This is a genomic window from Aliarcobacter thereius LMG 24486, from assembly GCF_004214815.1.
Lineage (GTDB): Bacteria > Campylobacterota > Campylobacteria > Campylobacterales > Arcobacteraceae > Aliarcobacter > Aliarcobacter thereius.
In genome coordinates this window covers 760,321-783,264 of sequence record NZ_CP035926.1, presented here as the reverse complement: position 1 = coordinate 783,264, position 22,944 = coordinate 760,321, and the positions used below count along the sequence as shown (strand labels likewise).

General features: G+C 26.1%; 25 protein-coding genes. 14 read left to right on the top strand and 11 right to left on the bottom strand.

Annotated features, from left to right (window positions below):
• Position 1 precedes the first annotated feature (1 nt).
• The 4 genes from ATH_RS04070 to ATH_RS04055 all read right to left on the bottom strand — a co-directional run bounded on the left by ATH_RS04070 (position 2) and on the right by ATH_RS04055 (position 4,991).
• Positions 2-1,627: a cation:proton antiporter domain-containing protein gene (locus tag ATH_RS04070; RefSeq protein WP_066183579.1), complete on the bottom strand. Its 1,626-nt coding sequence runs from the start codon at positions 1,625-1,627 to the stop codon at positions 2-4.
• Between the two features lie 39 nt (positions 1,628-1,666).
• Entirely contained in the window at positions 1,667-2,572 is a 906-nt protein-coding gene (locus ATH_RS04065; protein WP_066183576.1) for a class I SAM-dependent methyltransferase, read from the bottom strand.
• Between the two features lie 12 nt (positions 2,573-2,584).
• Positions 2,585-3,748, bottom strand: coding sequence for an acyltransferase family protein (locus ATH_RS04060; protein WP_066183573.1), 1,164 nt, complete (start codon positions 3,746-3,748; stop codon positions 2,585-2,587).
• 76 nt (positions 3,749-3,824) lie between these two features.
• On the bottom strand, positions 3,825-4,991 hold the full coding sequence (locus ATH_RS04055; RefSeq protein WP_066183570.1) for a pyridoxal phosphate-dependent aminotransferase: 1,167 nt from the start codon (positions 4,989-4,991) through the stop codon (positions 3,825-3,827).
• 78 nt (positions 4,992-5,069) lie between these two features.
• On the opposite strand from ATH_RS04055, the gene ATH_RS04050 reads away from it, so the two are divergent.
• The gene (locus ATH_RS04050) at positions 5,070-5,663 is read left to right on the top strand and encodes a M48 family metallopeptidase (RefSeq protein WP_066183567.1); all 594 of its coding nucleotides are present in this window, start codon (positions 5,070-5,072) and stop codon (positions 5,661-5,663) included.
• Here the strand turns inward: ATH_RS04050 and ATH_RS04045 are convergent.
• Complete coding sequence (locus ATH_RS04045) at positions 5,647-6,066, bottom strand: hypothetical protein (protein WP_066183564.1); 420 nt, start codon at positions 6,064-6,066, stop codon at positions 5,647-5,649. The genes ATH_RS04050 and ATH_RS04045 overlap by 17 nt on opposite strands.
• A gap of 83 nt (positions 6,067-6,149) precedes the next feature.
• On the opposite strand from ATH_RS04045, the gene ATH_RS04040 reads away from it, so the two are divergent.
• The 5 genes from ATH_RS04040 to ATH_RS04020 all read left to right on the top strand — a co-directional run bounded on the left by ATH_RS04040 (position 6,150) and on the right by ATH_RS04020 (position 10,738).
• On the top strand, positions 6,150-7,598 hold the full coding sequence (locus ATH_RS04040; RefSeq protein WP_066183561.1) for an L-aspartate oxidase: 1,449 nt from the start codon (positions 6,150-6,152) through the stop codon (positions 7,596-7,598).
• A gap of 62 nt (positions 7,599-7,660) precedes the next feature.
• Complete coding sequence (gene guaA / locus ATH_RS04035) at positions 7,661-9,196, top strand: glutamine-hydrolyzing GMP synthase (protein WP_066183560.1); 1,536 nt, start codon at positions 7,661-7,663, stop codon at positions 9,194-9,196.
• A gap of 123 nt (positions 9,197-9,319) precedes the next feature.
• Positions 9,320-10,024: an abortive infection system antitoxin AbiGi family protein gene (locus ATH_RS04030; protein ID WP_066183559.1), complete on the top strand. Its 705-nt coding sequence runs from the start codon at positions 9,320-9,322 to the stop codon at positions 10,022-10,024.
• Positions 10,025-10,232: 208 nt separating this feature from the next.
• A complete protein-coding gene (locus ATH_RS04025; protein WP_066157209.1) occupies positions 10,233-10,478 on the top strand; it encodes a type II toxin-antitoxin system Phd/YefM family antitoxin in 246 nt (81 codons plus the stop codon).
• A complete protein-coding gene (locus ATH_RS04020) occupies positions 10,472-10,738 on the top strand; it encodes a Txe/YoeB family addiction module toxin (RefSeq protein ID WP_066157207.1) in 267 nt (88 codons plus the stop codon). Before ATH_RS04025 ends, ATH_RS04020 begins: the two co-directional genes overlap by 7 nt.
• A 9-nt stretch (positions 10,739-10,747) precedes the next feature.
• Here ATH_RS04020 and ATH_RS04015 read toward each other — a convergent pair whose 3' ends face one another.
• Positions 10,748-12,448 (bottom strand): protein adenylyltransferase SelO, encoded by a 1,701-nt coding sequence (locus tag ATH_RS04015; protein ID WP_066390528.1) that lies wholly within the window; start codon positions 12,446-12,448, stop codon positions 10,748-10,750.
• Positions 12,449-12,612: 164 nt separating this feature from the next.
• Between ATH_RS04015 and ATH_RS04010 the strand changes: the two genes are divergently transcribed.
• Entirely contained in the window at positions 12,613-13,914 is a 1,302-nt protein-coding gene (locus tag ATH_RS04010) for a M99 family carboxypeptidase catalytic domain-containing protein (protein WP_066183554.1), read from the top strand.
• A gap of 9 nt (positions 13,915-13,923) precedes the next feature.
• Here the strand turns inward: ATH_RS04010 and ATH_RS04005 are convergent, their stop codons facing one another.
• Positions 13,924-14,121: a YgaP family membrane protein gene (locus ATH_RS04005; RefSeq protein ID WP_066183551.1), complete on the bottom strand. Its 198-nt coding sequence runs from the start codon at positions 14,119-14,121 to the stop codon at positions 13,924-13,926.
• 134 nt (positions 14,122-14,255) lie between these two features.
• Between ATH_RS04005 and ATH_RS04000 the strand changes: the two genes are divergently transcribed.
• From ATH_RS04000 to ATH_RS03970, 7 genes are read left to right on the top strand one after another with little or no spacing between them, the layout of a single operon-like run.
• The gene (locus ATH_RS04000; RefSeq protein ID WP_066183547.1) at positions 14,256-14,954 is read left to right on the top strand and encodes an alpha/beta fold hydrolase; all 699 of its coding nucleotides are present in this window, start codon (positions 14,256-14,258) and stop codon (positions 14,952-14,954) included.
• Positions 14,955-14,972: 18 nt separating this feature from the next.
• Entirely contained in the window at positions 14,973-15,566 is a 594-nt protein-coding gene (locus ATH_RS03995; protein WP_066183545.1) for an FAD-dependent oxidoreductase, read from the top strand.
• Between the two features lie 50 nt (positions 15,567-15,616).
• Positions 15,617-17,383 carry an ABC transporter ATP-binding protein gene (locus ATH_RS03990; protein ID WP_066183543.1) on the top strand — a complete coding sequence of 589 codons (1,767 nt, stop codon included), beginning with the start codon at positions 15,617-15,619 and terminating at the stop codon, positions 17,381-17,383.
• A 52-nt stretch (positions 17,384-17,435) separates the two neighbouring features.
• Entirely contained in the window at positions 17,436-17,813 is a 378-nt protein-coding gene (locus ATH_RS03985; protein ID WP_066183541.1) for a DUF302 domain-containing protein, read from the top strand.
• Complete coding sequence (locus tag ATH_RS03980; protein ID WP_066183539.1) at positions 17,814-18,284, top strand: DUF2721 domain-containing protein; 471 nt, start codon at positions 17,814-17,816, stop codon at positions 18,282-18,284. It abuts the gene before it with no gap.
• A 26-nt stretch (positions 18,285-18,310) separates the two neighbouring features.
• Positions 18,311-18,832 carry a ribonuclease H family protein gene (locus ATH_RS03975; protein ID WP_066183536.1) on the top strand — a complete coding sequence of 174 codons (522 nt, stop codon included), beginning with the start codon at positions 18,311-18,313 and terminating at the stop codon, positions 18,830-18,832.
• Between the two features lie 43 nt (positions 18,833-18,875).
• Positions 18,876-19,847, top strand: a complete 972-nt coding sequence (locus tag ATH_RS03970) for an aldolase catalytic domain-containing protein (protein WP_066183534.1) — start codon at positions 18,876-18,878, stop codon at positions 19,845-19,847.
• A 31-nt stretch (positions 19,848-19,878) separates the two neighbouring features.
• On the opposite strand, the gene ATH_RS03965 is transcribed toward ATH_RS03970, so the two are convergent.
• Genes ATH_RS03965 through ATH_RS03950 form a run of 4 tightly spaced genes read right to left on the bottom strand, consistent with a single transcriptional unit; the run spans position 19,879 to position 22,933 of the window.
• Positions 19,879-20,247: a hypothetical protein gene (locus tag ATH_RS03965; RefSeq protein ID WP_066183531.1), complete on the bottom strand. Its 369-nt coding sequence runs from the start codon at positions 20,245-20,247 to the stop codon at positions 19,879-19,881.
• A 15-nt stretch (positions 20,248-20,262) separates the two neighbouring features.
• Entirely contained in the window at positions 20,263-20,667 is a 405-nt protein-coding gene (locus tag ATH_RS03960) for an OmpA family protein (RefSeq protein WP_066183525.1), read from the bottom strand.
• Between the two features lie 13 nt (positions 20,668-20,680).
• Positions 20,681-21,193 (bottom strand): OmpA family protein, encoded by a 513-nt coding sequence (locus tag ATH_RS03955; protein ID WP_066183522.1) that lies wholly within the window; start codon positions 21,191-21,193, stop codon positions 20,681-20,683.
• 9 nt (positions 21,194-21,202) lie between these two features.
• The gene (locus ATH_RS03950) at positions 21,203-22,933 is read right to left on the bottom strand and encodes a ShlB/FhaC/HecB family hemolysin secretion/activation protein (protein WP_066183519.1); all 1,731 of its coding nucleotides are present in this window, start codon (positions 22,931-22,933) and stop codon (positions 21,203-21,205) included.
• Between the last annotated feature and the right edge of the window lie 11 nt (positions 22,934-22,944).

Below are 22,944 nucleotides of genomic sequence, written 5' to 3'. Positions count from 1 at the left end.
GTTAATCATATTTATAATGTTTTATATCACAACAATTTGTTGCTTCTTCAACTAAAAGTCTTCCTACTTCTGCATGAGCATGAACAAATTTTTTAATATTTAAATCTAGAAAATGGTGCTTCTCTTCCAAAGATTCATACTTTAAAATAATATTAGTTTCAGGTGCATATTTCAAAATTGCATCACAAACTAAAACTTTCTCATAAGTTTCAGTTGTAGTTATTAATACACTTGAACTCTTTTCTACTTTTAATGCTTCTAGTACTGATCTTTTATTAAGATGTCCAAAATATGCTGTATATCCTAATTTAGTAGCTATTTGAACCTGTCTTATATCATTTGAAACTATTATAAAAGGAAGATTTCTATCTGCTAAATCTTTTGCTACAACTCTTCCTAAAATAGAGAAACCAGATACTATTATATGCTTATCTTTATCACCTATTTCTATCTCATCTGATTCATATAAATCAACAGAAAACAAAGATGATATTTTATAAATATTATTTAATAAAAAAGGAGTTAAAATCATAGAAAGAACAGATATCAACATTAAAAAACTTGCTACATTATCTTCAATTAATCCTTTATTTGAAGCCAAAGTAAATATTGCAAAGGAAAACTCTCCAACTTGACAAAGAGCTATTGCACTTTTTACAGAGGTGTTTTTATCTGCTTTTCTTCTAATAATAATGTATATAACTATTGCTTTTATAAGCATTACAAGGAAAAATAGTCCAAAAACAATATGAATATTCTCTATAAAGTATAAAATATCAATTTTCGTTCCAACTGTAAAAAAGAATGTTCCTAAAAGTAAATCTTTTGAATTTGAAATATCTGATTCTACTTTTATTCTAAATTTTGTATCAGCTATTATCATACCAGCTAAAAATGCTCCTAAAGAGTATGTAAAACCAAGGTATTCAGCTAAAAGAGAAGCTCCAAGAACTATTGAAAAAACAGCTCCAAAAAATAACTCTTCTAATCTAGTTTTTGATGAAAATCTTAATAACCAATCAATTATCTTTTTTCCAAAAATAAACATAAAAAGTGTAATAATAGTAGCAGAAATAAAAGTTTTTATAAATACTTCTGTAATACTTAAATCTTTATTTGTCAAAAAAGAGATTAAAAGTAAAATTGGAATTACTGCTAAATCTTGATAAATCAAAATTGCTGTACTTTTTTCTCCATATGGAGTATAAATATCTTTTGATGATTTAAAATATGGAAGAACAATTGCTGTTGAAGATAAAGAGTAAGCAAAAGCGACTATTAAAGATATTTCAATACTTAAATGAAATAAAAGATATGCAATAGCAAAAATTATTGCTGCACTTATATGAACTTGCAAAAATCCATTTACAAGAAGAATCTCTTTCATTTTTTTAATTTTATCAACACTTATTTCAAGCCCTATTGTAAACATTAAAAAAACTATACCAAACTCTGCAATGGCATCTAAAGATTGTATATCAGCACCCTTAAAATGAAAACCATATGAGATTATGGCTCCTGTTAAAATATAACCAATAATAGGAGATACTTCAAACTTTTTTAATATTATATTTATAACAGTTGCTAAAAAGATAGCCAAGAATAGTGTCAATAAAAGATTTTCCACCTGATTTCTCTTTTCAATTTTTTTTGTGTGAAGTATACTCTAATTTTTTATAAAAACTAGAGATTTTAAGCCTTTTTCTTCATCATTTATTACAAATTCTTTATTTTGTGGAATTCTTTTTAAATATTTAAAATTTATTAAATATTTATTAAAAAGTTCTTTTATAAATTCTGATTCTATAAAAGGATCATTTAAACAAGCAAGAATTATAGCTCCACTATTTGTATATTCATCAAGCCTTTTTATGACTTTTTCATAATCTTTATTTAAAATAAATGAACCTTTTTGAAATGATGGTGGATCAATAATTATAATATCATATGGAGAAAGTTTCTTAATTTTTCCAAATGATTTTAAAATATCATAAGAGAAAAACTTTACTTTTTTTGTATCAAGATTATTTATATTATGATTTTCTCTTCCAATATTTAAACTATTACTGCTCATATCAATATTTATTACACTTTTAGCACCACCTGCAATAGAAGAAACACTAAAAGCACAAGTATATGAAAAAAGATTTAATACTGTTTTATTTTTTGAAATAGATTTTATATAAGCTCTTGCATCTTTAATATCAAAAAACAATCCAAGATTTCTATTTTTAAAATTTATTTTATATTTTAATGAGTTTTCAAGTACATAGAAATTTTCAGGAATCTCTCCAAATATTAATTCATAAAATTCACTATCTTTATATTTTCTTTGAATTATAAAATTTTCAAAGTTAAAACTTTTTGCTATATTTTTCAATAGTTCTAAAATCTTTTCTTCAGCTATATTCTCTTCATAAAAAGTTACAAAAAATACATTATTAAAGCTATCAACCGTAAGATAAGAGAAGTTTTCATAGAACTTCCCTCGTCCATGAAAAACTCTTTTTGCTTCAGCTGTTTTATTTTCTAAATTGTTTTTTATAATATCTTTTAAATTTTCTAAATTCATCTTTATCTTTAATTATTTAACAAATTTATCAATATAAGTTCCAGCAAAATTTGTAACTCTTTGTAAAAGCATACTTACAAGAATAAATACAACAAGCCAAACTAAAACTGCTGCCCATGTTGGTAAATATACAAAAAAGATATCATATTTTGCCATCAATGGCCAATGTATTAAATATACTTCATATGAGAAACTTCCATAAAGTGCTAAAAACTTACTCTCAACTTTTTTAAGTACAAATATAACAATAAATGCAAGCATAATAACTATTGAAGCCATTTGTTCTATATAAAAGTTAGGTATAGATAAGGATTGAAGTCTTGGCCAAAAATCTCCTACTTGTCTTTGGGCAAAATAGAAAATAATAACAAACATTAAAAATATAATTATATATTTAAAATCTTTTGAATTATCTCTAAAGTTTTTTACATAAGTTACAAATTTATTATCAATTCCATCTTTAGAGTATAAAATCCAAGCTCCTAAAATACCCAAAGAAAATGCTAAAGTATGAAGTCTGTGAAGCCAATTTGAAGCCAAATCAAATATATTAAAAGTTCCTATTAATGTAGCAATTACTGCTATTAATATGGCACTAAGCCAAACTCTATTTTTAAAAAACAAAATTGGAAACAATAAATAAAACATTATCATCCATGTAATATACCAAAAAGGAGAATTTACATCAGCAAATCCATCTGCTGTTGGGAAAAATCCGAAAAGTGATTTTACAATATATGAAAATGAGTAATATTTATCCATAAAAATTGCATCTGCAACAAAAAGAAGAACTAATGCTATCCAAAATGGAATAAAAATTTTTATAACTCTTTTTTTATAAAAATCTAATATTTTCATTGGTCTTTTTAACATTCCAACTGTAAGTCCAAAACCTGACATAAATAAAAACAGATCAACTCCAACTCCAGCTATTGTTGAAAGAGGAAATAAAAACTCCCAAGTACCACTTATTTTCATAAATGCAAAGTGTGCAAAAACAACAGTTAAAATACCTAAACCTTTTAACTCATTTGTAACAACTATTGGAAAAACATCATTATGAGTTGATGGTTTTAAAGAAGTAAAAAGAATCAAAACCATTGAAGCAATTACAATATAAGTCGATAATTGTATATAGGAAAAAGAGGCTAGTTCATTTGTAAGCTCTATTGTCATATAAAACCCCTAAGTAAAATTTAGGGATTTTAACGAAAAGATATTTATAAGTAGATTATTCTAAAATAACTAAAAATTAGTTTTCTACAAACTCTTTAATTCTATTTATTCCATCAATTATAGCTTCCATTGATGTTGCAAAAGATAATCTAACATATCCTTCCATTCCAAAAGCAAGTCCAGGAACCAAAGCAACACCTTTTTGTTCTAATAAATCTGCACAAAATTTCATAGAATCGTTTGAAAAATCTTTAATATTTACAAAAAGATAAAAAGCACCATCAGGATCATAGCAAGATAGATTTTTAATATCATTTATAGCTTTTACAGCATAATCTTTTCTTCTTTCAAACTCCATTCTCATAGCTTCAATATCTTTATCAGCTTTTCCATCTAAAGCAACAATAGCTGCATATTGTGTCATAGAATTAATATTTGAAGTAGCTTGTCCTTGAAGTTTAGATACAGCTTTTGCAAGTTTTTTATCAGCTGTTGCAAAATATCCAAATCTCCATCCAGTCATTGCAACTGATTTACTTAATCCATTTATAGTAATAGTTCTATTATACATATCAGAACTAACTTCGGCACTTGCAGTAAATTTTTTACCTTTATAGTTTAGTTTTTCATACATTTCATCAGATAAAACTATAATATCTGTTCCTTTTAAAACTTCTCCAATAGCCAATAATTCTTCTTTTGTATAGATAGAACCAGTTGGATTTGAAGGTGAATTCAGCATCAAAATCTTTGTTTTTGGAGTTATTGCATCTTTTAGTTGTTTTGCAGAAATTTTAAACTCACAACTTTCATCTGTTTCAATAAAAACTGGTACTCCACCACTATAAATAACAAGTTCAGGATATGTAACCCAATATGGACTTGGAATAATAACTTCATCACCTTCATCAATTAAAGCTTGAGTTAAATTAAATAAAGAGTGTTTTGCTCCATTACTTACAACAATACCATCTAAACTATATTCTAAATTATGATCTCTTTTTAACTTATTTACAATTGCTTGTTTAAGCTCTTTTATACCTTCAACTGCTGTATATTTTGTTTTACCATTAGTAATAGCTTTTATAGCCTCATCTTTTATAATCTGTGGTGTATCAAAATCAGGTTCTCCTGCACTAAAGCTTAATATATCTTTACCTTGAGCTTTTAATTCATTTGCTAAGGCTGTTATTGACAAAGTAATAGAAGGAGAAAGTTTATCTATCCTACTTGCTATTTTCATAATAGTTCCTTTTTTTAGTATCATTATAAGTATGTTATAATCTGGCAATTTTAACAAAATTTAACTTAAAGGTTTTATGTGATTTTTACACTATTTTTAAATGATAATCTTGTAAATGTTGAGCTTTTAAATAAAAATCATATAAAGCATTGCTATTTAAGAGTAATAAAAAAAGATTTAATTCAAATCAAAGCAAACAAATATTTTACTTTAAGTGATGCAAAAAATTTGATTGAAGATAAAAAAGATTGGATAAATAAAAGTATAGAAAATAGATTAAAAAAAGAGTTGAATGAAGATGAATTTTTACTTTTAGGTGAAAAAAAACTAAAAGAAGATTATACAATAAAGAATATTGATACTTTTTATAAAGATATTTGCAAAACTTATATTCCAAAATTTATTGAAAAATATCAAGTTTTGATGAATTTATATCCTACAAAAATATCATATAGAAAAAATAGAAGAACTTGGGGTTCTTGCAACTATAAAAATGAATTAAATTTCAACATAAACCTAGCAAAATATCCACTAAATATAATGGAATATATTGTAATTCATGAGTTATCTCATATAAAACATAAAAATCATTCAAAAGATTTTTGGACTTTAGTAAAAGAGTTTTCTCCAAATTATAAAGAGATAGAAAAAGAGTTTAAATCTCTTTTATAATAGTTCTAATATCTTCAAATTTTTTATATATTTCTTTATCTTTTGCTTTATTTTCAAAAATTGCAAAACTTCTTTCAATATATTTTTCTTCTATATACTCTTTTTCTTGTACAGCTTTTTCAATCACATTTGTTACAAAAAAGGCAAAAGAGTTTACATTTTCTATTTTTGCCATCTTTAAAAGTGCTTCTAATGTTTGCTTATTATGTTCAAATTCAACTTTAAAAAGCTGATGTTTTAGAACAAAATGCATAGTTTGATTTTTTATATATACAAATTTTATTCCACTTTTTAATTTTAAAGGTAGTATATTTACAAATCTTTTTATATCTAAGAAGATATTTATTTTATTAAAATTAGGATTGAGTGCAATATGAGCAAGAATTTCATTAATATTTTTCATGGTGTGATTATAGCTATTTTTATATTTAGTTTTAGTGCTTGTGGATACAAAGCAGATCCAGTTTATACAAAAACTGAACAAAGATGATTTATGATTATATAATAATTGGTTCAGGGGTAGCTGGATTAAATGCTTCAAGATTAATTCCAAAAGATAAAAAAGTACTTATTTTATCAAAAATGCTTCCTTGGAACTCAAATACATTTTGGGCTCAAGGTGGAATTGCTAGTGCAAAAGATGAAAATGACATAACTTTACATATAGAAGATACTATTAAAGCTGGTGCTTTTTATAACAATATAAAAGCCGTAGAGATTTTAAGTAAAGAGTCAATAAATGCTATAAAAGATTTAATTGACAATGGTATGGTTTTTGATAAAAACAGTGATGGAAGTTTAAACTACACAAAAGAAGCAGCTCATAGTACAAATAGAATTTTACATACAGGCGATGCAACAGGAAGAGAACTTCATCATTTCTTACTTCAAAACATAAGAGCTGAATTAGTTTGTGAAGCTAGTGTTTGTGATCTACTTTTAGATGATGGCATTTGCTATGGAGTATCTTATTTTACAAAAGAAAAGAAGCAAAAAACAGTTTATGCACATAATACAATAATAGCAAGTGGCGGTTTTGGCTCTATTTATCAATATCATACAAATTCTACTGCTGTTTGTGGCGAGATGCAAGGTTTAGCAAAATTAAAAGCTATTAAACTAAAAGATATGAATTTTACACAATTTCATCCAACAGTTTTAAAAGGTACTTCTTTTGCAAGAAAACCTTTACTTTCAGAATCATTAAGAGGTGAAGGTGCTTATATAGTTGATGAAAACAATAAAAGGTTTTTATTTGATTATCATAAAGATGGAGAATTAGCTCCAAGAGATGTTGTAAGCCGTTCAATTTATGATTACAGCAAAAAAACAGGACTTGAAATTTATCTATCTTTTGATAATTTTGAAAAAAATGCTTTTAAAAAGAGATTTCCAAATATATATTTAAATCTTAAAGAACTAGGTTATAGTTTACCTTTTGAGAAAGTCCCAATAAGTCCAGCTTTTCATTATAGTATGGGTGGAATAGAAGTAGATTTAGATACAAGAGTTTTAGGGTATAGAAATCTTTTTGCTATTGGAGAAGTTTCTTGTATGGGACTTCACGGAGCAAACAGATTAGCTTCAAACTCTTTACTAGAAGGTTTAGTTTTTTCTAAAATATCTATTTATAACTCTTTAAAAGAGAATTTTAAAATAGATATAAATAATTATAAAAAAGATATAGAACAATTTATAAAAACTAAAGAGATTGATAAAGAGATTAAAAATAGTTTAAGAGAAATTATGTGGAACAGTGCTGGAATTATAAGAGATAAAAATGAATTACAAGATGCAATTTCAAAAATTGACAACTTTTTAATACAAGATATTGGAAGAATGTTACAATTAAGATTGCTTTGTGCTAAAGAGGTTTTACTTGAAGCTAAGAGTATGGAAAAATCTTTAGGTGCACATTTTATAAAAGAAAATTAAAAAGAGTTTAGATAGAATATCGGATTAAAAATTAGCGTGATTAGAAAGAAAGGTTAAATTAGATGAAACATGTACCAATAGTTGTATTAGATTTTGGTAGTCAATATACACAAATTATAGCTAGAAAGCTAAGAGAAAATGGAGTATATTCTGAAATTGTTCCTTATAATGAATCAATTGAAGATATTATGGCAAGAACACCAAAAGGAATAATTCTTTCAGGTGGACCAGCTTCTGTTTATGCAAGTGATGCCTATCATCCAGATAGTACAATCTTTGACTTGGGTCTTCCAATTTTAGGAATTTGTTATGGAATGCAACTTATTTCTCAACATTTTGGAGGAAGTGTAATTCCAGCAACAAGCCATGAATATGGAAAAGCTAAATTAGATTTTGTAGTTGAAAATGATATTTTCAAAGATACTCCAAATGGTCAAACAGTTTGGATGAGTCATGGAGATAAAGTTGAAGAAATTCCAAATGGATTTTCAAAAATTGCGACAAGCGAAAATTCTCCATTTGCAGCAATTGCAGATATGAATAGAAATATATATGCTTTTCAATTTCACCCTGAAGTTTATCACTCTGAGCATGGTTCAAAACTTCTTAAGAACTTTGCAAAATATATTTGTGGATGTGAAAGTACTTGGAATATGGGAAGTTTTGCAAAAGAACAAATGGCAAAAATAAAAAACCAAGTAGGAAATAAAAAAGTTTTATGTGCTGTTTCTGGTGGAGTTGATAGCTCTGTTGTTGCAACACTTCTATTTGAAGCAATTGGAAGCCAAGTTATTCCAGTTTTTGTAGATAATGGACTTTTAAGAGCAAATGAAAGAGAACAAGTTGAAACTATTTTTAGATCAAGAGGAATTGATTTAATAACTGTTGATGCAAGTGAAAAGTTTTTAACAAAACTAAAAGGTGTAACTGATCCTGAAACAAAAAGAAAGATTATTGGGGAAACATTTATTGAAGTTTTTGATGTTGAAGCAAAAAAACACGAAGGTGTTGAATTTTTAGCTCAAGGAACACTTTATACAGATGTTATTGAATCTGTTTCAGTTAAAGGTCCTTCAAAAACTATAAAATCTCACCACAATGTTGGTGGACTTCCTGATTGGATGAAGTTTGAACTTGTTGAACCTTTAAGAGAGATTTTTAAAGATGAAGTAAGAGAGCTTGGACTTGAACTTGGACTTCCAAGAAATATGATAAATAGACATCCATTCCCTGGACCTGGACTTGCTATTAGAGTTATGGGAGATGTAAATAAACCTGATTTAGATCTTTTAAGAAAAGCAGATGTTATCTTACTAGATGTTTTACACTCAACTGGATACTATGAAAAAACTTGGCAAGCATTTACAGTTTTACTAAATGTAAAATCTGTTGGAGTTATGGGTGATAATAGAACTTATGACAACACTGTTTGTGTAAGAATTGTTGATGCAACAGATGGTATGACTGCAACATTCTCTCATATTCCTCACGAAATTTTAGAAACAATTAGTAGAAGAATTATAAATGAAGTGAATGGAATAAACAGAGTAGTTTATGATATTTCATCAAAACCACCAGCAACTATCGAGTGGGAATAATTTCTAATAAGTTTCACACATCTTTCACCAAAGTTTGGCTCGATGTACTTGTAGTACACCTTCGCCAAACTTTGGCAAAATCTACATAAAACTTTTTAGAAGTCTTCTTAATAGGAGTAATAGTTGTTAAATCATTTTACAAAAGAATTAAATACGTTAATTAGTATTTTAAAAGATAGTTCTTTTAGATTATCTTATTGTAGTGAAGAATTTAGAGATGAAAATGAAAAAATTATTTCAGATGCAGCACATCCAATGGTTTGTTTCAGTGAATATAATGAAGAAGAAATTGCCTCTAAAAACATTACTTATGGTAGCTATTGTATTTCAATGAAAAAAAAATGGGCTATTTCTAATAAGCTTAACCCTGTTTTATATATTGATAAAAATTCACATGTCGCAATTGGATTAAAAACTTTATTATTAAGAAGAAAAAAAACTCAAAAAGGTAGCTCTTTTCCTAGGTTAGCAGTGATGCAAATAAAATGTTTTACAAAAGACGTAAAAGGATATAATAGCCATTTCGATGAAAAAGACTTTGATTTTAAATATGAAAATGAATGGAGATATGTACCAGAGAAAAAAGATATTGGAAATTATTATATTTCAATAGATAATTCTAGATATAAACAAGTCCTTGAAAAAGCAAAAAGAGATTCAATTAAAGATAAATATAACAAAAGATTGGAATCTTTTCCTTTAAAGTTTAATGAAAATGATATTGAATTTGTATTTGTAGAAAATGAAATCAGAATTTTAGAACAATCATTTCCTTTTTTAAATGGTAAAGTAAGAAAATATACTTGGAAATATACTCCTAAAAAATAGAGCTTCTTTTGTTCCCAAGTTCCAAACTTGGGAATGTATAAGTTAAATCTTTTTTACGACGAGCAACTAACATGCGATATCCCATCTATTCAAAAAAATCTGTTGGCTTTTTAATATAATATTTCTCTTCAATTTTTATTAAATAAAGCGACTTGACAAAAGCGTACGTTATTATGTACAATAAATAAAATAAAAACAAAGGCATGATATGACGAAAGTTATGACAGTTAGTCAAGTTCGAGCAGATATTTATAATATTATTGATGAAACAGCATTAACACATGAACCAATACTTATAACTGGTAAAAGAACAAATGCTGTTATGTTATCTCAAGAAGATTGGAATGCCATCCAAGAGACTTTATATCTAACATCAATTCCAAATATGAGAGAATCTATAATTAAAGGATTAAATACATCTATTGAAGATTGTGATAAAGAGTTAGAATGGTAAACTATAAACTTGTTTATACTAAACAAGCTGGAAAAGATGCCAAGAAATTATCTAATTCAGGCTTAAAATCAAAGGCTTTGGAATTATTAGAGATAATTTCTTTAAATCCATATCAAAATCCTCCACCTTATGAAAAACTAATTGGTGATTTAAATAGTGCAATATCAAGAAGAATAAATATTCAACACAGATTAGTTTATGAAGTTTTAGAAGATATTAAAACTATAAAAGTGATACGAATGTGGTCACATTATGAGTAAAATTCATCTTTACGATGAACAACTAACATGTGATATTCCAGCTATTCCAAAAAAATCTGAGGGTTTTTTAGTATAGTATTTCTCTTCAATCTCTTTTGTTTGCTCTTCATATGGTTTTGTCATTATCTCTTGCAACTCATTTACTGGTTCATAATTTCCCTTTTCTGCCTCTTTATATGCCCAAACAAGATGCCACTCTCTTAAAATATATTTTGGATTAGTTAGTTTCATTTGATTTGATAGTTTTTGTCTTGACTCTTCATCATTTACATCTATTTTAGATTTCCAACTCTCAAGCCATTTTTGCCATCTACTTTTTAAGTTTTCATTATTTAAATTATCATAAAAACTTTTTTCAAGAGTACTTATATCATCAGGAATATTTGATAACTCTCTAAAAAATATTGTAAAATCAACTTTTGTATCAATCATAAGATTTATAAGCTCATCAAATAACTCATAATCAAACTTTTCCAATCCCAACTTACTAGCCCACATATTCTGCATTTTATCTTGCATAACATTTGCAAAATCATTTTCTATCTCTTCAAGCTTTTCTAAATAATATTTATTTGAAACAATTAATGGCTTTAAAGAATTACAAAATGATTTAAAGTTTTTTTGTGCAGCTCTTGGCTGATTTAAAAATGAAAAATGTACTCCACCACCTGTCCAAGATTGATATTTTGGCTCAAATAACTCAATAAATCCAAAAGGTCCATAATCAAGAGTAAAACCACCAACTGCACAGTTATCACTATTGAAATTTCCTTGACAAAATCCAACTCTTATCCAGTTTGCTACTAAAGAAGTAAGTCTATCTTGAAAACTTTGTGCTAATAAAAGAATTTTCTCTTCCAAAGCTAAATCATCATTTATCTCTTTTTTGTATTCTCTAGCTATTGAGTGTAAAACAATCATTTCTAACTCTTTTAAAGCATCTTTATGCTCATTTTTTCTGGCTCGTCTAGCAAAAAGTTCAATCTGCCCTACTCTTAAAAATGAAGATGCAACTCTAGTAGTGATTGCAACATCCTCTTTTATCATAACTTCAGGCTCATAAGATGATGATTTTTCTTTAAACCAAGGTCTTCTTACTTGTTCTTTTTTAGAAGTAAATAGAGTTAAAGACCTTGAAGTAGGAATTCCAAGTGAGTGCATATGTTCTTGAGCCAAAAACTCTCTAACACTTGATCTTAAAACTGCTCTTCCATCTGCACCTCTACAATATGGAGTTTTTCCTGCTCCTTTTAGTTGAAATTCCCATCTTTTTTCATTTATCAAAGCTTCAAAAATAGACATTGCTCTTCCATCTCCATATCCATTTCCACTTTGAAAAGGACATTGTGCATAATACTCTGTTCCATAAATTGATAAAGCATATCCAGTTGCCCAAGTCTTTATCTTATTTTTATTTTTAATATTTGCAATATCTGCTGAAAACATTTTTATAAAATCATCTTCTTTTATTAATTTGTCATCAAATCCTAACTCTTCAAAAAGAATTTTACTATGAGAAATATATATTGGTTCTTTTATAGCTGTTGGTTCTACTTCTACATAATGCCCTGAAAAAACCTCTCTTGAGAATTTATTATCATAATTATTTTGACTATCTGGATCTTGATTTAAACCATTTACAAAGGAATAATCACTCAATTCTAAAAATTCTTCAAATGTTTCTATATTTTTTTTATATTTATTTTTCATTATTATTTATATCCATTTTTAATTATTTTAAAATATTTTAACATAAAATAAAAAATTTAATTTGAATAATATTTTTATAATATATGCTATTTTTTAACCCTCATCTAAATAAGCTTTAGCTATTATTAAAACCATTTTTTATAATTTTAAATCATAGGACAAATATGAGAGCTCTTCTTATTATTACATTTTTACTAACAAATCTTTTTTCAGAAAATAAAGAGTTTACTCTATACAAAAAAGGTCCAGAAATAAATGATGGAAATACTTTACTAATAATTGGTGGAATTCATGGTGATGAACCTGGTGGTTATTTCTCTCCATCGTTTTTTATAGAACACTATAAAATCACAAAAGGCAATGTGTGGGTATCTCCTAGTGTAAATATTGATAGTATGGTTGCAAATGTTCGTGGAAGATATAAAGATATGAATAGAAAATTCAGCACAATTTCTAAAAATGACCCTGATTTAAAAAATGTAAATAAAATAAAAGAGCTAATTTTAGACCCAAAAGTTGATTTAGTTTTAAATCTTCATGATGGACATGGTTTTTATAGAAATACTTATGAAAATGCAATTTTCAATCCTAGAGCTTGGGGACAAGCAACAATTATTGACCAAAAAAAGATCCACTCTTTAGAAAAATTTGGAAATCTTGATGAAATTGCAAGTAAAGTAAGAGATAATCTAAATGGAGATAAACTATTTAAAGAGTATCACTATTTTGGAGTAAAAAACACTGAAACAAAAGCAAAAGATGAACAACAACAACTATCTTTAACTTTTTTCTCAGTTACAAACAATAAACCTGCTTTTGCAATAGAAACTAGTAAAAATATCACAGATTTGACTCATAAAGTTATTTATCAGCTTAAATCTATTGAAGAGTTTATGAAAATTATGAATATAGAATATGAAAGAGATTTTGATATTAACTCTTATGAAGATGTTAAGAAATTACTTTTTGATTATAAATATGTAACAATAAATGAGAATATAAAATTAAATTTAAATAATATAAGACCAATTTTAAGATATGTTCCTTTGAAGAAAAGTGGAAATAATTTTGAATTTAACTATCCAATTGGTGAAGTAAAGTTTCAAAATGGTGCATATAGATTATTTATTGGAAATAAATTAATAAGCTCTTTTATCCCACAATATTTTGATTTAAATGATATTGAAGAGAAAATTAAATTTGAGGTTGATGGAGAAATAGTAGAAGCAGTTTTTGGAGACAATATAAAAGTTAAAGAAAATTTTAAAGTTTTAAAATCTGTGTCAAGAGTAAATGTTATAGGTTTTCATATTGATGGTTTAGAAAGTGAAGATGATATTTTATTATCTAGAAAAGATATTGTAAAAAGTTTTTCAATAGATAGATCTCAAAATAGTTATAGAGTCGAATTTTATAATGATAAAAACAACTTTGAAGGTATGATTACAGTAGAGTTTATAGATTAGGAATATATCCTAATCTTTTTTATTTTTAAGCTCACATTTTTTTGTAAATAGACATAATGGACAGAAATTAACTATTCCAACAATAAGTGGAATAATCCCTAAATAAAACCATACAATTCCTGTATAAATTCCAATTGCTATTAAAACTAATCCTAAAACTATTCTAAATGGTCTACAAAAAGCTTTTATTTTATCAAATGTACTCATAATTAAACTCCTAAATTTTTGAAATTATATATAAGATTTCTTAATGTAAAATAAATAAGATAAACTTATATTGATAGACTCTTTGTTTATCTTAAGAAACTATTGCCTAAAATAAATCAAACAAAGGAGAGATTTTGAAAGAGAAAATTTATTTTATTCCAGGTCTTATGACTGATAACAGGCTTTGGCAAAGAGCATTGCCTTTCTTAGAAGATTATTTTACTATTGTTCATACAAAAATACCAAACTCTACAAATTTTGATGAGATTATAGAAATTTTGGATAAAGAGTTTATAGAAGAGAGAATTAATATTTTAGGATTTTCTTTGGGTGGATATATAGCATCATATTTTACTTGTAAAAAGCCAAATAGAGTTAAAAAACTTTTTACAGTTAGTGCAACACCTGGAACTACTTCAAAAATTGAACTTGAAAGAAGAGAAAAAAAATTAAATGATTTTCAAAATTCAAAAGAGTTTGGTTTGGAGTTTGAAAAAGCAGTAATGCTTTTAGAAGAGCAAAATCAAAATGATTTAGAACTTGTGAATATTATTGTAAATATGTTTAATGATTTAGGAAGAGATACTTTTATAAGCCAATTAAAAAGCACTTTTAATAGAGTAGATTTATTTGATTGTTTAAAAGACAAAGTGATTCCAATTCATATGTTATTTAGTACAAATGATAGATTACTTGATAATCAAGCATTAAATAAACTTTTTAATCAAAAACATAATATAAAACTAATTAGTAGAGAAGGAACAAGTCATAATATTCCTCTTGAATTTCCAGAACTATTTGCAAATAGTGTAAAAAACTGGATGAAAATTTAAAATTTATTAGGAGAAAAGATGAAATATGATGTAATAATTATTGGTGCTGGAGCTGCTGGTTTTGGATGTGCTTTAACTTTAGGAAGTGCAAATAATAAATTTGAATGGGCAAAAGATAGGAAATATCTTATTTTAGATGACAATAAAAGTGATTTAAATGTTGGAAAATATTTTAATGTTGCTGGAATAGAAAGTGGAATAAATGGTGTTGATTTACTTGAAAAGATGAAAATTCAATTAAAAAACTATCCAAGTGTTGAGTTAAAAAACTCTAAGGTTATTAAAATAGAAAAAGATGGTGAATTATTTAAAGTAATCTCTGAAAATGAAACTTATGTAGCACAAATTGTTGTTTTAGCAACTGGTCTGCATAAGTTTGAAATAGAGTGTGAAGATGTGAAAATTTTAGATAATATTTTTGTACCAAAACCAAATAATATCTACCTTGAGCACAAAGATAATATTATTGCTCCAAATTTATATGTAGCTGGACTTGCAAGTGGAGTTCCTACAATGTTCTCTTGTGCAAGTGGTGATGGAGTTAAAGTTGCTTGTGATATATTTAAAAAATATGCTGGAAAAATTGCAGTTGTTCACGATATAAAATCTTAATGAATTTGGAAGTTTACACTTCCTTATTCTTTTTTAGATAAACTTCTTTTATGAATGAAAAAATATCTTTAAAATCAATTCTAAAACTACTTTTAAAAAATAAAAAAACTCTAGTTTTTGGACAAATATTTACACTAATCGCAATACTTTTATCTGTTCCAATTCCTTTATTACTTCCTATGCTTGTAGATGAAGTTTTATTGGATAAACCAGCTTTTTTTGTAAATAATATAAATAGTTTATTTGGAAGTGGTGATATTTTTTATTATGTTGCTATTGTAACTTCGGTTGTTATATTTTTACGACTTTTTCATTTTGTTTTTACTGTTATAAATACAAAAATATTTACAAAAATCTCAAAGCTAATTATTTTTGAAATAAGAGAAAAACTTTTAATTCATCTTCAAAAAGTCACTACAAATGAATATGAAAGCCTTGGAAGTGGAAAAATTGCTGCAAATTTAGTAACAGATGTTAATACTTTAGATAATTTTATTGTAAATATTTCAAGTAAATTTTTAACTTCTACTTTAACATTAATCGCTGTTTCAATTGTTATGATAAATATAAATTTTGTTTTAGGACTTATGATTTTACTAACACAACCAACAATTGCAATAATTTCAAGAAAAATAGCTAGAAGAACAGGAGAGCTAAAAAAAGAAGAAAATGCTTCAATAGAGGCTTTTCAAAATAATATAAGCGAAACATTGGAGCTATTTTCACAAATAAGAGCAAGTAATAAGGAAAAAGAATTTTTCAAAACTTCAATAAATAAAGCAAAAAATATTCAAAAAACTTCAAATGAATATAGCTATAAAAGTGTTGCATTTGAAAAACTATCTTACACAATGTTTTTATTTGCTTTTGAAATTTTTAGAGCAAGTGGTCTTTTACTTGTAGCTTACAGTGATTTATCTATTGGTCTTATGTTTGCAATGTTTGGCTATATTTGGTTCGTAATGTCACCAATTCAAGAGATTTTATCAATTCAGTACTCACTTGCTAGTGCAAAAGCTGCTATAAGTAGAATTAATAAAATTTTAGAACTTCCTTGCGAAAAAGATGATGGAATAGATTTAAAAGAAGAAGATAAATTAGATATTAGTATCAAAAATCTATCTTTTTCATACTCAAAAGAGAAAGCAAATTTAGAAAATATTAGTTTTGATATTAAAAGTGGAGAAAAAATTGCAATTATTGGTGCAAGTGGAAGTGGGAAAACAACTCTTTGTCAAATTATTTCAGGGTTTTATGAAAAAGATAGTGGAGATATTTTATACAACAATATTAGTGTAGATAAAATAAGTAAGAAATCTATTAGAGAAAATATATTTTTAGTTTTACAAATGCCTATTTTATTTAATAATACTCTTAGATTTAATATAACAATGGGAGAAGAGTTCTCTGATTGTAAGATAAAAGAAGCTTTAAAAATAGCTCAAATGCTTGATATTGTAGAAAAAATGCCAAATGGTCTTGATACAATTGTTGGTAAAATGGGAATAAGATTAAGTGGTGGACAAAGGCAAAGATTGTCTATTGCAAGAATGATTTTAGCAAATCCAAAACTTATAATTTTTGATGAATCAACTTCAGCTTTAGATGTTCAAACAGAAACAAATCTTTTTAATGATCTTAAAGAATTTTTAAAAGACAAAACTCTCATTACAATAGCTCATAGATTAAGTACAGTTAAAAATGCATCAAAAATATATGTTTTAAATGATGGAAAACTTGTACAAAGTGGTTCTCATAAAGAGTTAGAAACAAAAGAAGGAGAGTATTTGGAGTTTATAAAAAATCAACTCATCTAAACTCTATTTTGATATAATTAAAAAATATAAAATAATTAATTAAAGGTTTAAAATGCAATACATAAATGTTTCAAATAAAAGTGTACAAGAGATAGTTGATGGAATTAAAGAAATTGCATCAAAATATAGTTTTGGTGTTCAACATGTTTATAATCTAAAAGAGACTCTAAACTCAAAAGGTAAAAACTTAGAGAATGAGTGTCAAGTTGTTGATATTTGTAATCCAAGTTATGCTGAAAAATTTTTAAATGAAGATATTTCATTAGCTTGTATTTTACCTTGTAAAATAGCAGTTTACACAAAAGATGGTGAGACTAATATTACTTTAAACTCTTTAGCTCAGTTAGTTGATGATATTAATCCTGATTTAACTGATACAGCTGTTGAAGTTCAAGAACTACTTTTAAAAATTATTGATGAAGTAAAATAGATGCTAGATGCTGTTGTTGAAATAAACTCTATTCCAAGTATGATTCAACTATCTGTTGCTCCTGTTTTTTTACTTGCAGGAGTTGCAGGACTTTTAAATGTTTTTACAGGAAGATTGGTAAGAATTATTGATAAAGTTGATAAATTAGATAAGTTTGAATATGACAAAGAAGCTGAAGGTAAAATCGATAATGATTTAAAACAATTAATAAAAGATAGAAGAAAATTCTTAACTATGAGAATGGATAATACAAATAGAGCAATATTTTTTGGAACAACAACTGGACTTTTTATTGCACTTGTTATTATTACTATTTTTTTTAGCTCTTTTTTCCATTTTAAATATACTATTTTAATAGCAATTTTATTTATTTTAGGAATGAGTACTTTAGTAATATCTTTAATCCTTTTTCTAAGAGAACTATTTTATACAACTAAATTTATTAACAATAAAAGAAGTTATATTCCTTAAGAATAACTCTAAATAAGAAAGAAAAGATGATAGAAAATAATATTATAGAAAAAATATATTGTGATGGTGCTTGTAGTGGAAACCCTGGAAATGCTGGAACAGGAGTTATTCTTTTTTATGAAAATAAAAAAGTTGAACTTTATTATGGTGCTTTTATAGAGCATGGTACAAATAATATTGCTGAACTAAATGGTATTTATAAGGCTCTTTTATTTGTAAAGTTAGATAAAAATAATAATCAAATAAAAATATTGGCTGATTCCAAATATGCAATAGATTGTATAAGCAAATGGGCTTTTTCTTGGAGTGCAAATGGCTGGAAGAAAAAAGGTGGAGAGATAAAAAACCTTGAACTAATTCAAGCTATTTTCAAACTCTACTTAGCTTTAAAACATAGAGTTGTTTTTGAACATGTAAAAGGGCATAGTGGAGATTTTGGAAATGAACTTGCTGATGTTATGGCAAGAAAAGCAATAAAAATGGGTAATTATAGATTTGAAAGATATGATTATAACTCTTTAGATAGTGTTTTAAAAGAGAAATATTAATTTTTTTGCTACTATATTTAATGCTAAATTTTAAGGATGAGAAATGTTTGAGAAAAAAGGAACTATACTTAGTGTAAGAGAAGATTTAAAAGTTTTTGACTGTACTATTCGAGATGGTGGTCTTGTAAATAATTTTTATTTTAGTGATGAATTTGTAAAAGCTCACTATGAAATGTGTTTAAAATCTGGTGTTGATTATATGGAAATAGGAAAAAATGTTTCTCCTACACTTATGAGTGAAAATGAATATGGTCCTTGGAATTTCTGTAAAGAAGAAGATATTAGAAGAATTGTTGGTGAAAATAAAACCGATTTAAAGATTGCTGTTATGAGTGATATTGGAAGATCTTTAAAAGAAGAACTTAAACCAAAAGAACAAAGTGTTGTTGATATGATAAGAGTTGCAACATATATTCACCAAATTCCTGCTGCAATAGAATTAATAGAAGATGCTCACAATAAAGGGTATGAAACTACTGTAAATATTATGGCTATTTCAAAATCATTTGATAAAGAACTTGATGAAGTTTTAGAACTTTTAGCAAAGACTCCTGTTGATGTAATCTATATTGCTGATAGTTTTGGTTCATTTTATCCTGAACAAATAAGATCTTTAACTGAAAAATATCTTAGTTTTACACAAAGAACAGGTAAAAAAGTGGGAATACATGCTCATAATAATCTTCAACTTGCATACGCAAATACTTTAGAAGCTATGATTTATGGGGCTAGTTTTCTTGATGTTACTGTTTCAGGCTTAGGTCGTGGAGCTGGAAATTGTGCTTTAGAACTTCTTTTAGGTTTTCTAAAAAATCCAAAATATAATCAAATGCCTGTATTTGAATTTATAGAAAACCATATTGTAGAGTTAGAAAAAAACTTAGATTGGGGATATAGTATTCCTTATATGATAACTGGTCAATTAAACGAACACCCAAGATCTGCTATAAAAGCAAGAGATGAAAAAGATACAAAATATAGAGAGTTTTTTAAAAATCTCTCTAATATGGAATAAATAAAAAGTAGCAATTTTTTGCTACTTTTATCTATTTAAAATAATTTAATGTAGCAGTAAAATAATAAGTTTTATCATCTGTTGAAAATTTAATATCTAAATTTGATATTCCTTTATATCCGTTTGTTTCACAAGTTTTTATGGAAATATCCCTTATATAGATAAAAAACTCATTATATGAATCAATAAATGTTTTAAATTGATACTCTCCTTTATTATCTTTAACTAATCTTGGTTTAGCAGAGGAATAAGCCTGATAATCAACAATTTTTGGTATTTCATCTTTAAAAAAACCTTTAGAACTCTTTTGTACTTCTCCAAAATTTAAAATTTTACAATCTGCAAATAAATTTGTAATAAATATTAAATTTATTATAAATAAAATCTTTATATTTTTCATTTATTTCCTTATTTTTTAATAGTAGTATATAAATTCTACTTTTCTATCTCTTATTTCATTTCTTGTTGATTTACTAGCACCAAAAGTAGTTATACTTATTCTACTCGCATCAACACCATATTTTACTAAAGTCTCTTTACATGCTTTTGCATAATCAAGTGCCATCCAATTATTTACTTCTCTATCTCCTACATTATCAGTATAAGCTTCTAGAAGTAACTTTATATCTTTTGTTTTTATCATATACTCTGCATGTTTTTTCAATCTTATATTTTGATTAGAATTTGTTTTTTTTGCTCCTCTTGAAAAGTATATAATTTTATTTAAATTATGTACTTTTTCTTTATCATCTTCAAGTGTAATTTGATTTGCATTTAATCCTAAAATTAAAAATATTATTAAAATTAATAATTTATTCATATCTTAATCCTTTTTAATAGTAGATAAAATCTACTCTTCTATTCTTTTCCCAAGCTTCTTCACTATTTCCTAAAATAATTGGATTATCACTACTATTTGTAGAAATTATTATTCTGTTTTCATCTATATCGTATTTTACTAATTGATCTTTTACATTTTTTGCTCTATTTAAAGCCAACCAAGTATGAGCAGCTTTTTGTCCACCTATATCTGCATTCCCTTGAAGAATTAACTTTAAATCTAAGTGCTGTTTCATGAAAATTGCATGTTTTTTTATAATTTTTCTATATTTAATATCAAAAAAAGCAGTTCCATAATCAAAATATACTTTTTTTAAATCATTCTTTGATATTTCTTCTTTATCTTTTATTGGTAATATAATATTTTGAGCAACTTTTGAATAGTTACTCTCTTCAATAAACTCTTTTTTAGTCATATAATATTCATCTTTATTTGTAATATTGTATTTATTACTACAAGATGTAAAAAGTATTAAAAATATTAAAGGATTAATGTAATACCTCATATAAGTTCCTTAAAATTGGTAAATAGCTTGAAATAAAAATTTCTCAGCTTTTTTACTAAATTCTTTTTCAACTGTTGGTTCTTTTTCACTACCAAACCCAAATCCATATGTAGTTTTAAAATTAAAATCTTTATAACTAAAAGCATATCCTAATCCATATGCTCCTAATCTTCTACTATTTTTATCATCATTAAATGTTTTTGTATTTCTTTTAACTTCTGCAAAGTCTGTAAAAATTGAAATATTATGAAAATAATTACTAAAGTTTGGCAAAGAATAAATCAAATCCAAAGATGCTGAATATCCACTATCTCCACTTAGTTCACTATCTTCATATGCTCTTACTCCATTACTTCCAGCAACACTTATTCTTTGTCCACCATCCAAGTTTCGTCCCAAGTTTTTCTGAATTTTTATACTTGTTTGTAAAGTTATTTTAGGAACTATATATTGTTGATGTCCTAAATAAGCCACTATTTTATGATAAAAACCTTCACTATTTAATAAAAGATCTGTATCTTTTGCTATATCGTTATCCATAGATAAATTTCCAAAAGAGTAGCCTATATAAGCATTTAAGGTTCCTGGTCTTGAAAGAATTGATGTAGGTCTTTTTTCATTTAATTTTATCATTAAATTACTATCTTGTTTTTTTGCTATCTCCGTATATGATTTTGGTCCTGATTCATCATCCATTTTACTTATAGTTGAATTTATTTGTATAGCTCTTAATGTAGAATGAGTTTTAACAAGAGGATAAGAAAGGAATAAATTAAGATTTAGTGAACTTCCTAAAACTTCAAAATCTCCCATTTTATCCATCTCATAGTCAGTCTTTGATAATCCTATTCCACCATTTAATCCACTATAAGCAATATGTCTAGAATAAGTAAGTCCATAATTTAATAAATTTGTATTTTCTGAAATAAGTGTATTAAAACTTAAAATATCACCTATTCCTGTAATACTATTTATATTTGCTCCAAGATTTAATCTATGTTCACCTGTATATTTTGTACCATAATTATCTATCATAGCATATGCACTATATTTTGCACTTTTATCCAAGCTTACTAGAAAATCACTTTCTCCTATTTCTGCTCCTGGGTAAACATCAGAGTTTATTACTCTTGCACCGCTTAATTCATCTATTATAAGTAACTCTCTTTCAAGTTTATTATCTAAAACATAATCTCCTTTTTTTATATTATTTAAGTAGTTCAAGATTACCTCATCTTTTACTAATGAACTATTTTTTAATTTAAATTCTCCATGTTTTCCTTCAATTACTGCAATTTCTAAAATATTATTTTCTAACTCTTGTGCAGGAATATATGCTCTTGCTACAAAATATCCTTTTTCTCTATAATATTTTGTAATAATTGTTGTAAGTTCTTGCATTGAATATAAATTTAATTCTTTATTTTCATAATCTTTCACAAGTTTTATAAGTTTTTCACTACTTATTGCACTATTATGAGAAAATCTAAAAGTTTTTATAAAAACTTTTGCTTTATCATCTATTCTTGCATTTGGTTTATTTATATCACTTGGTTCTAAAATAGGTTTTTCTGGTGCTTTATAAAGTTCTCCTCTTTTTTCCAGAAATTCATCTGGGTCTATTGACTTTAAAACATCTCCCATGTTTGTTCCAGCAGGTCTATCAAGTTTCGCTGATTGTAAATTTGTTAATACAATTAACAAAAAAACAAAATATTTTAATATTAGTTTTCTTTCCAACTTTTCTCCTT

Bases quoted from the DNA above. Each gene is read 5' to 3' on its own strand.
- ATH_RS03960 (WP_066183525.1), bottom strand. From the start codon at position 20,667: ATGAATAAATTATTAATTTTAATAATATTTTTAATTTTAGGATTAAAT.
- ATH_RS03985 (WP_066183541.1), top strand. From the start codon at position 17,436: ATGCAATACATAAATGTTTCAAATAAAAGTGTACAAGAGATAGTTGAT.
- ATH_RS03975 (WP_066183536.1), top strand. From the start codon at position 18,311: ATGATAGAAAATAATATTATAGAAAAAATATATTGTGATGGTGCTTGT.
- ATH_RS04015 (WP_066390528.1), bottom strand. From the start codon at position 12,448: ATGAAAAATAAATATAAAAAAAATATAGAAACATTTGAAGAATTTTTA.
- ATH_RS03990 (WP_066183543.1), top strand. From the start codon at position 15,617: ATGAATGAAAAAATATCTTTAAAATCAATTCTAAAACTACTTTTAAAA.
- ATH_RS03995 (WP_066183545.1), top strand. From the start codon at position 14,973: ATGAAATATGATGTAATAATTATTGGTGCTGGAGCTGCTGGTTTTGGA.
- ATH_RS03955 (WP_066183522.1), bottom strand. From the start codon at position 21,193: ATGAGGTATTACATTAATCCTTTAATATTTTTAATACTTTTTACATCT.
- ATH_RS04065 (WP_066183576.1), bottom strand. From the start codon at position 2,572: ATGAATTTAGAAAATTTAAAAGATATTATAAAAAACAATTTAGAAAAT.
- ATH_RS04060 (WP_066183573.1), bottom strand. From the start codon at position 3,748: ATGACAATAGAGCTTACAAATGAACTAGCCTCTTTTTCCTATATACAA.
- ATH_RS03965 (WP_066183531.1), bottom strand. From the start codon at position 20,247: ATGAAAAATATAAAGATTTTATTTATAATAAATTTAATATTTATTACA.
- ATH_RS04045 (WP_066183564.1), bottom strand. From the start codon at position 6,066: ATGAAAAATATTAATGAAATTCTTGCTCATATTGCACTCAATCCTAAT.
- ATH_RS04025 (WP_066157209.1), top strand. From the start codon at position 10,233: ATGACGAAAGTTATGACAGTTAGTCAAGTTCGAGCAGATATTTATAAT.
- ATH_RS04055 (WP_066183570.1), bottom strand. From the start codon at position 4,991: ATGAAAATAGCAAGTAGGATAGATAAACTTTCTCCTTCTATTACTTTG.
- ATH_RS04020 (WP_066157207.1), top strand. From the start codon at position 10,472: ATGGTAAACTATAAACTTGTTTATACTAAACAAGCTGGAAAAGATGCC.
- ATH_RS04005 (WP_066183551.1), bottom strand. From the start codon at position 14,121: ATGAGTACATTTGATAAAATAAAAGCTTTTTGTAGACCATTTAGAATA.
- ATH_RS04010 (WP_066183554.1), top strand. From the start codon at position 12,613: ATGAGAGCTCTTCTTATTATTACATTTTTACTAACAAATCTTTTTTCA.
- ATH_RS04040 (WP_066183561.1), top strand. From the start codon at position 6,150: ATGATTTATGATTATATAATAATTGGTTCAGGGGTAGCTGGATTAAAT.
- ATH_RS03980 (WP_066183539.1), top strand. From the start codon at position 17,814: ATGCTAGATGCTGTTGTTGAAATAAACTCTATTCCAAGTATGATTCAA.
- ATH_RS03970 (WP_066183534.1), top strand. From the start codon at position 18,876: ATGTTTGAGAAAAAAGGAACTATACTTAGTGTAAGAGAAGATTTAAAA.
- guaA (WP_066183560.1), top strand. From the start codon at position 7,661: ATGAAACATGTACCAATAGTTGTATTAGATTTTGGTAGTCAATATACA.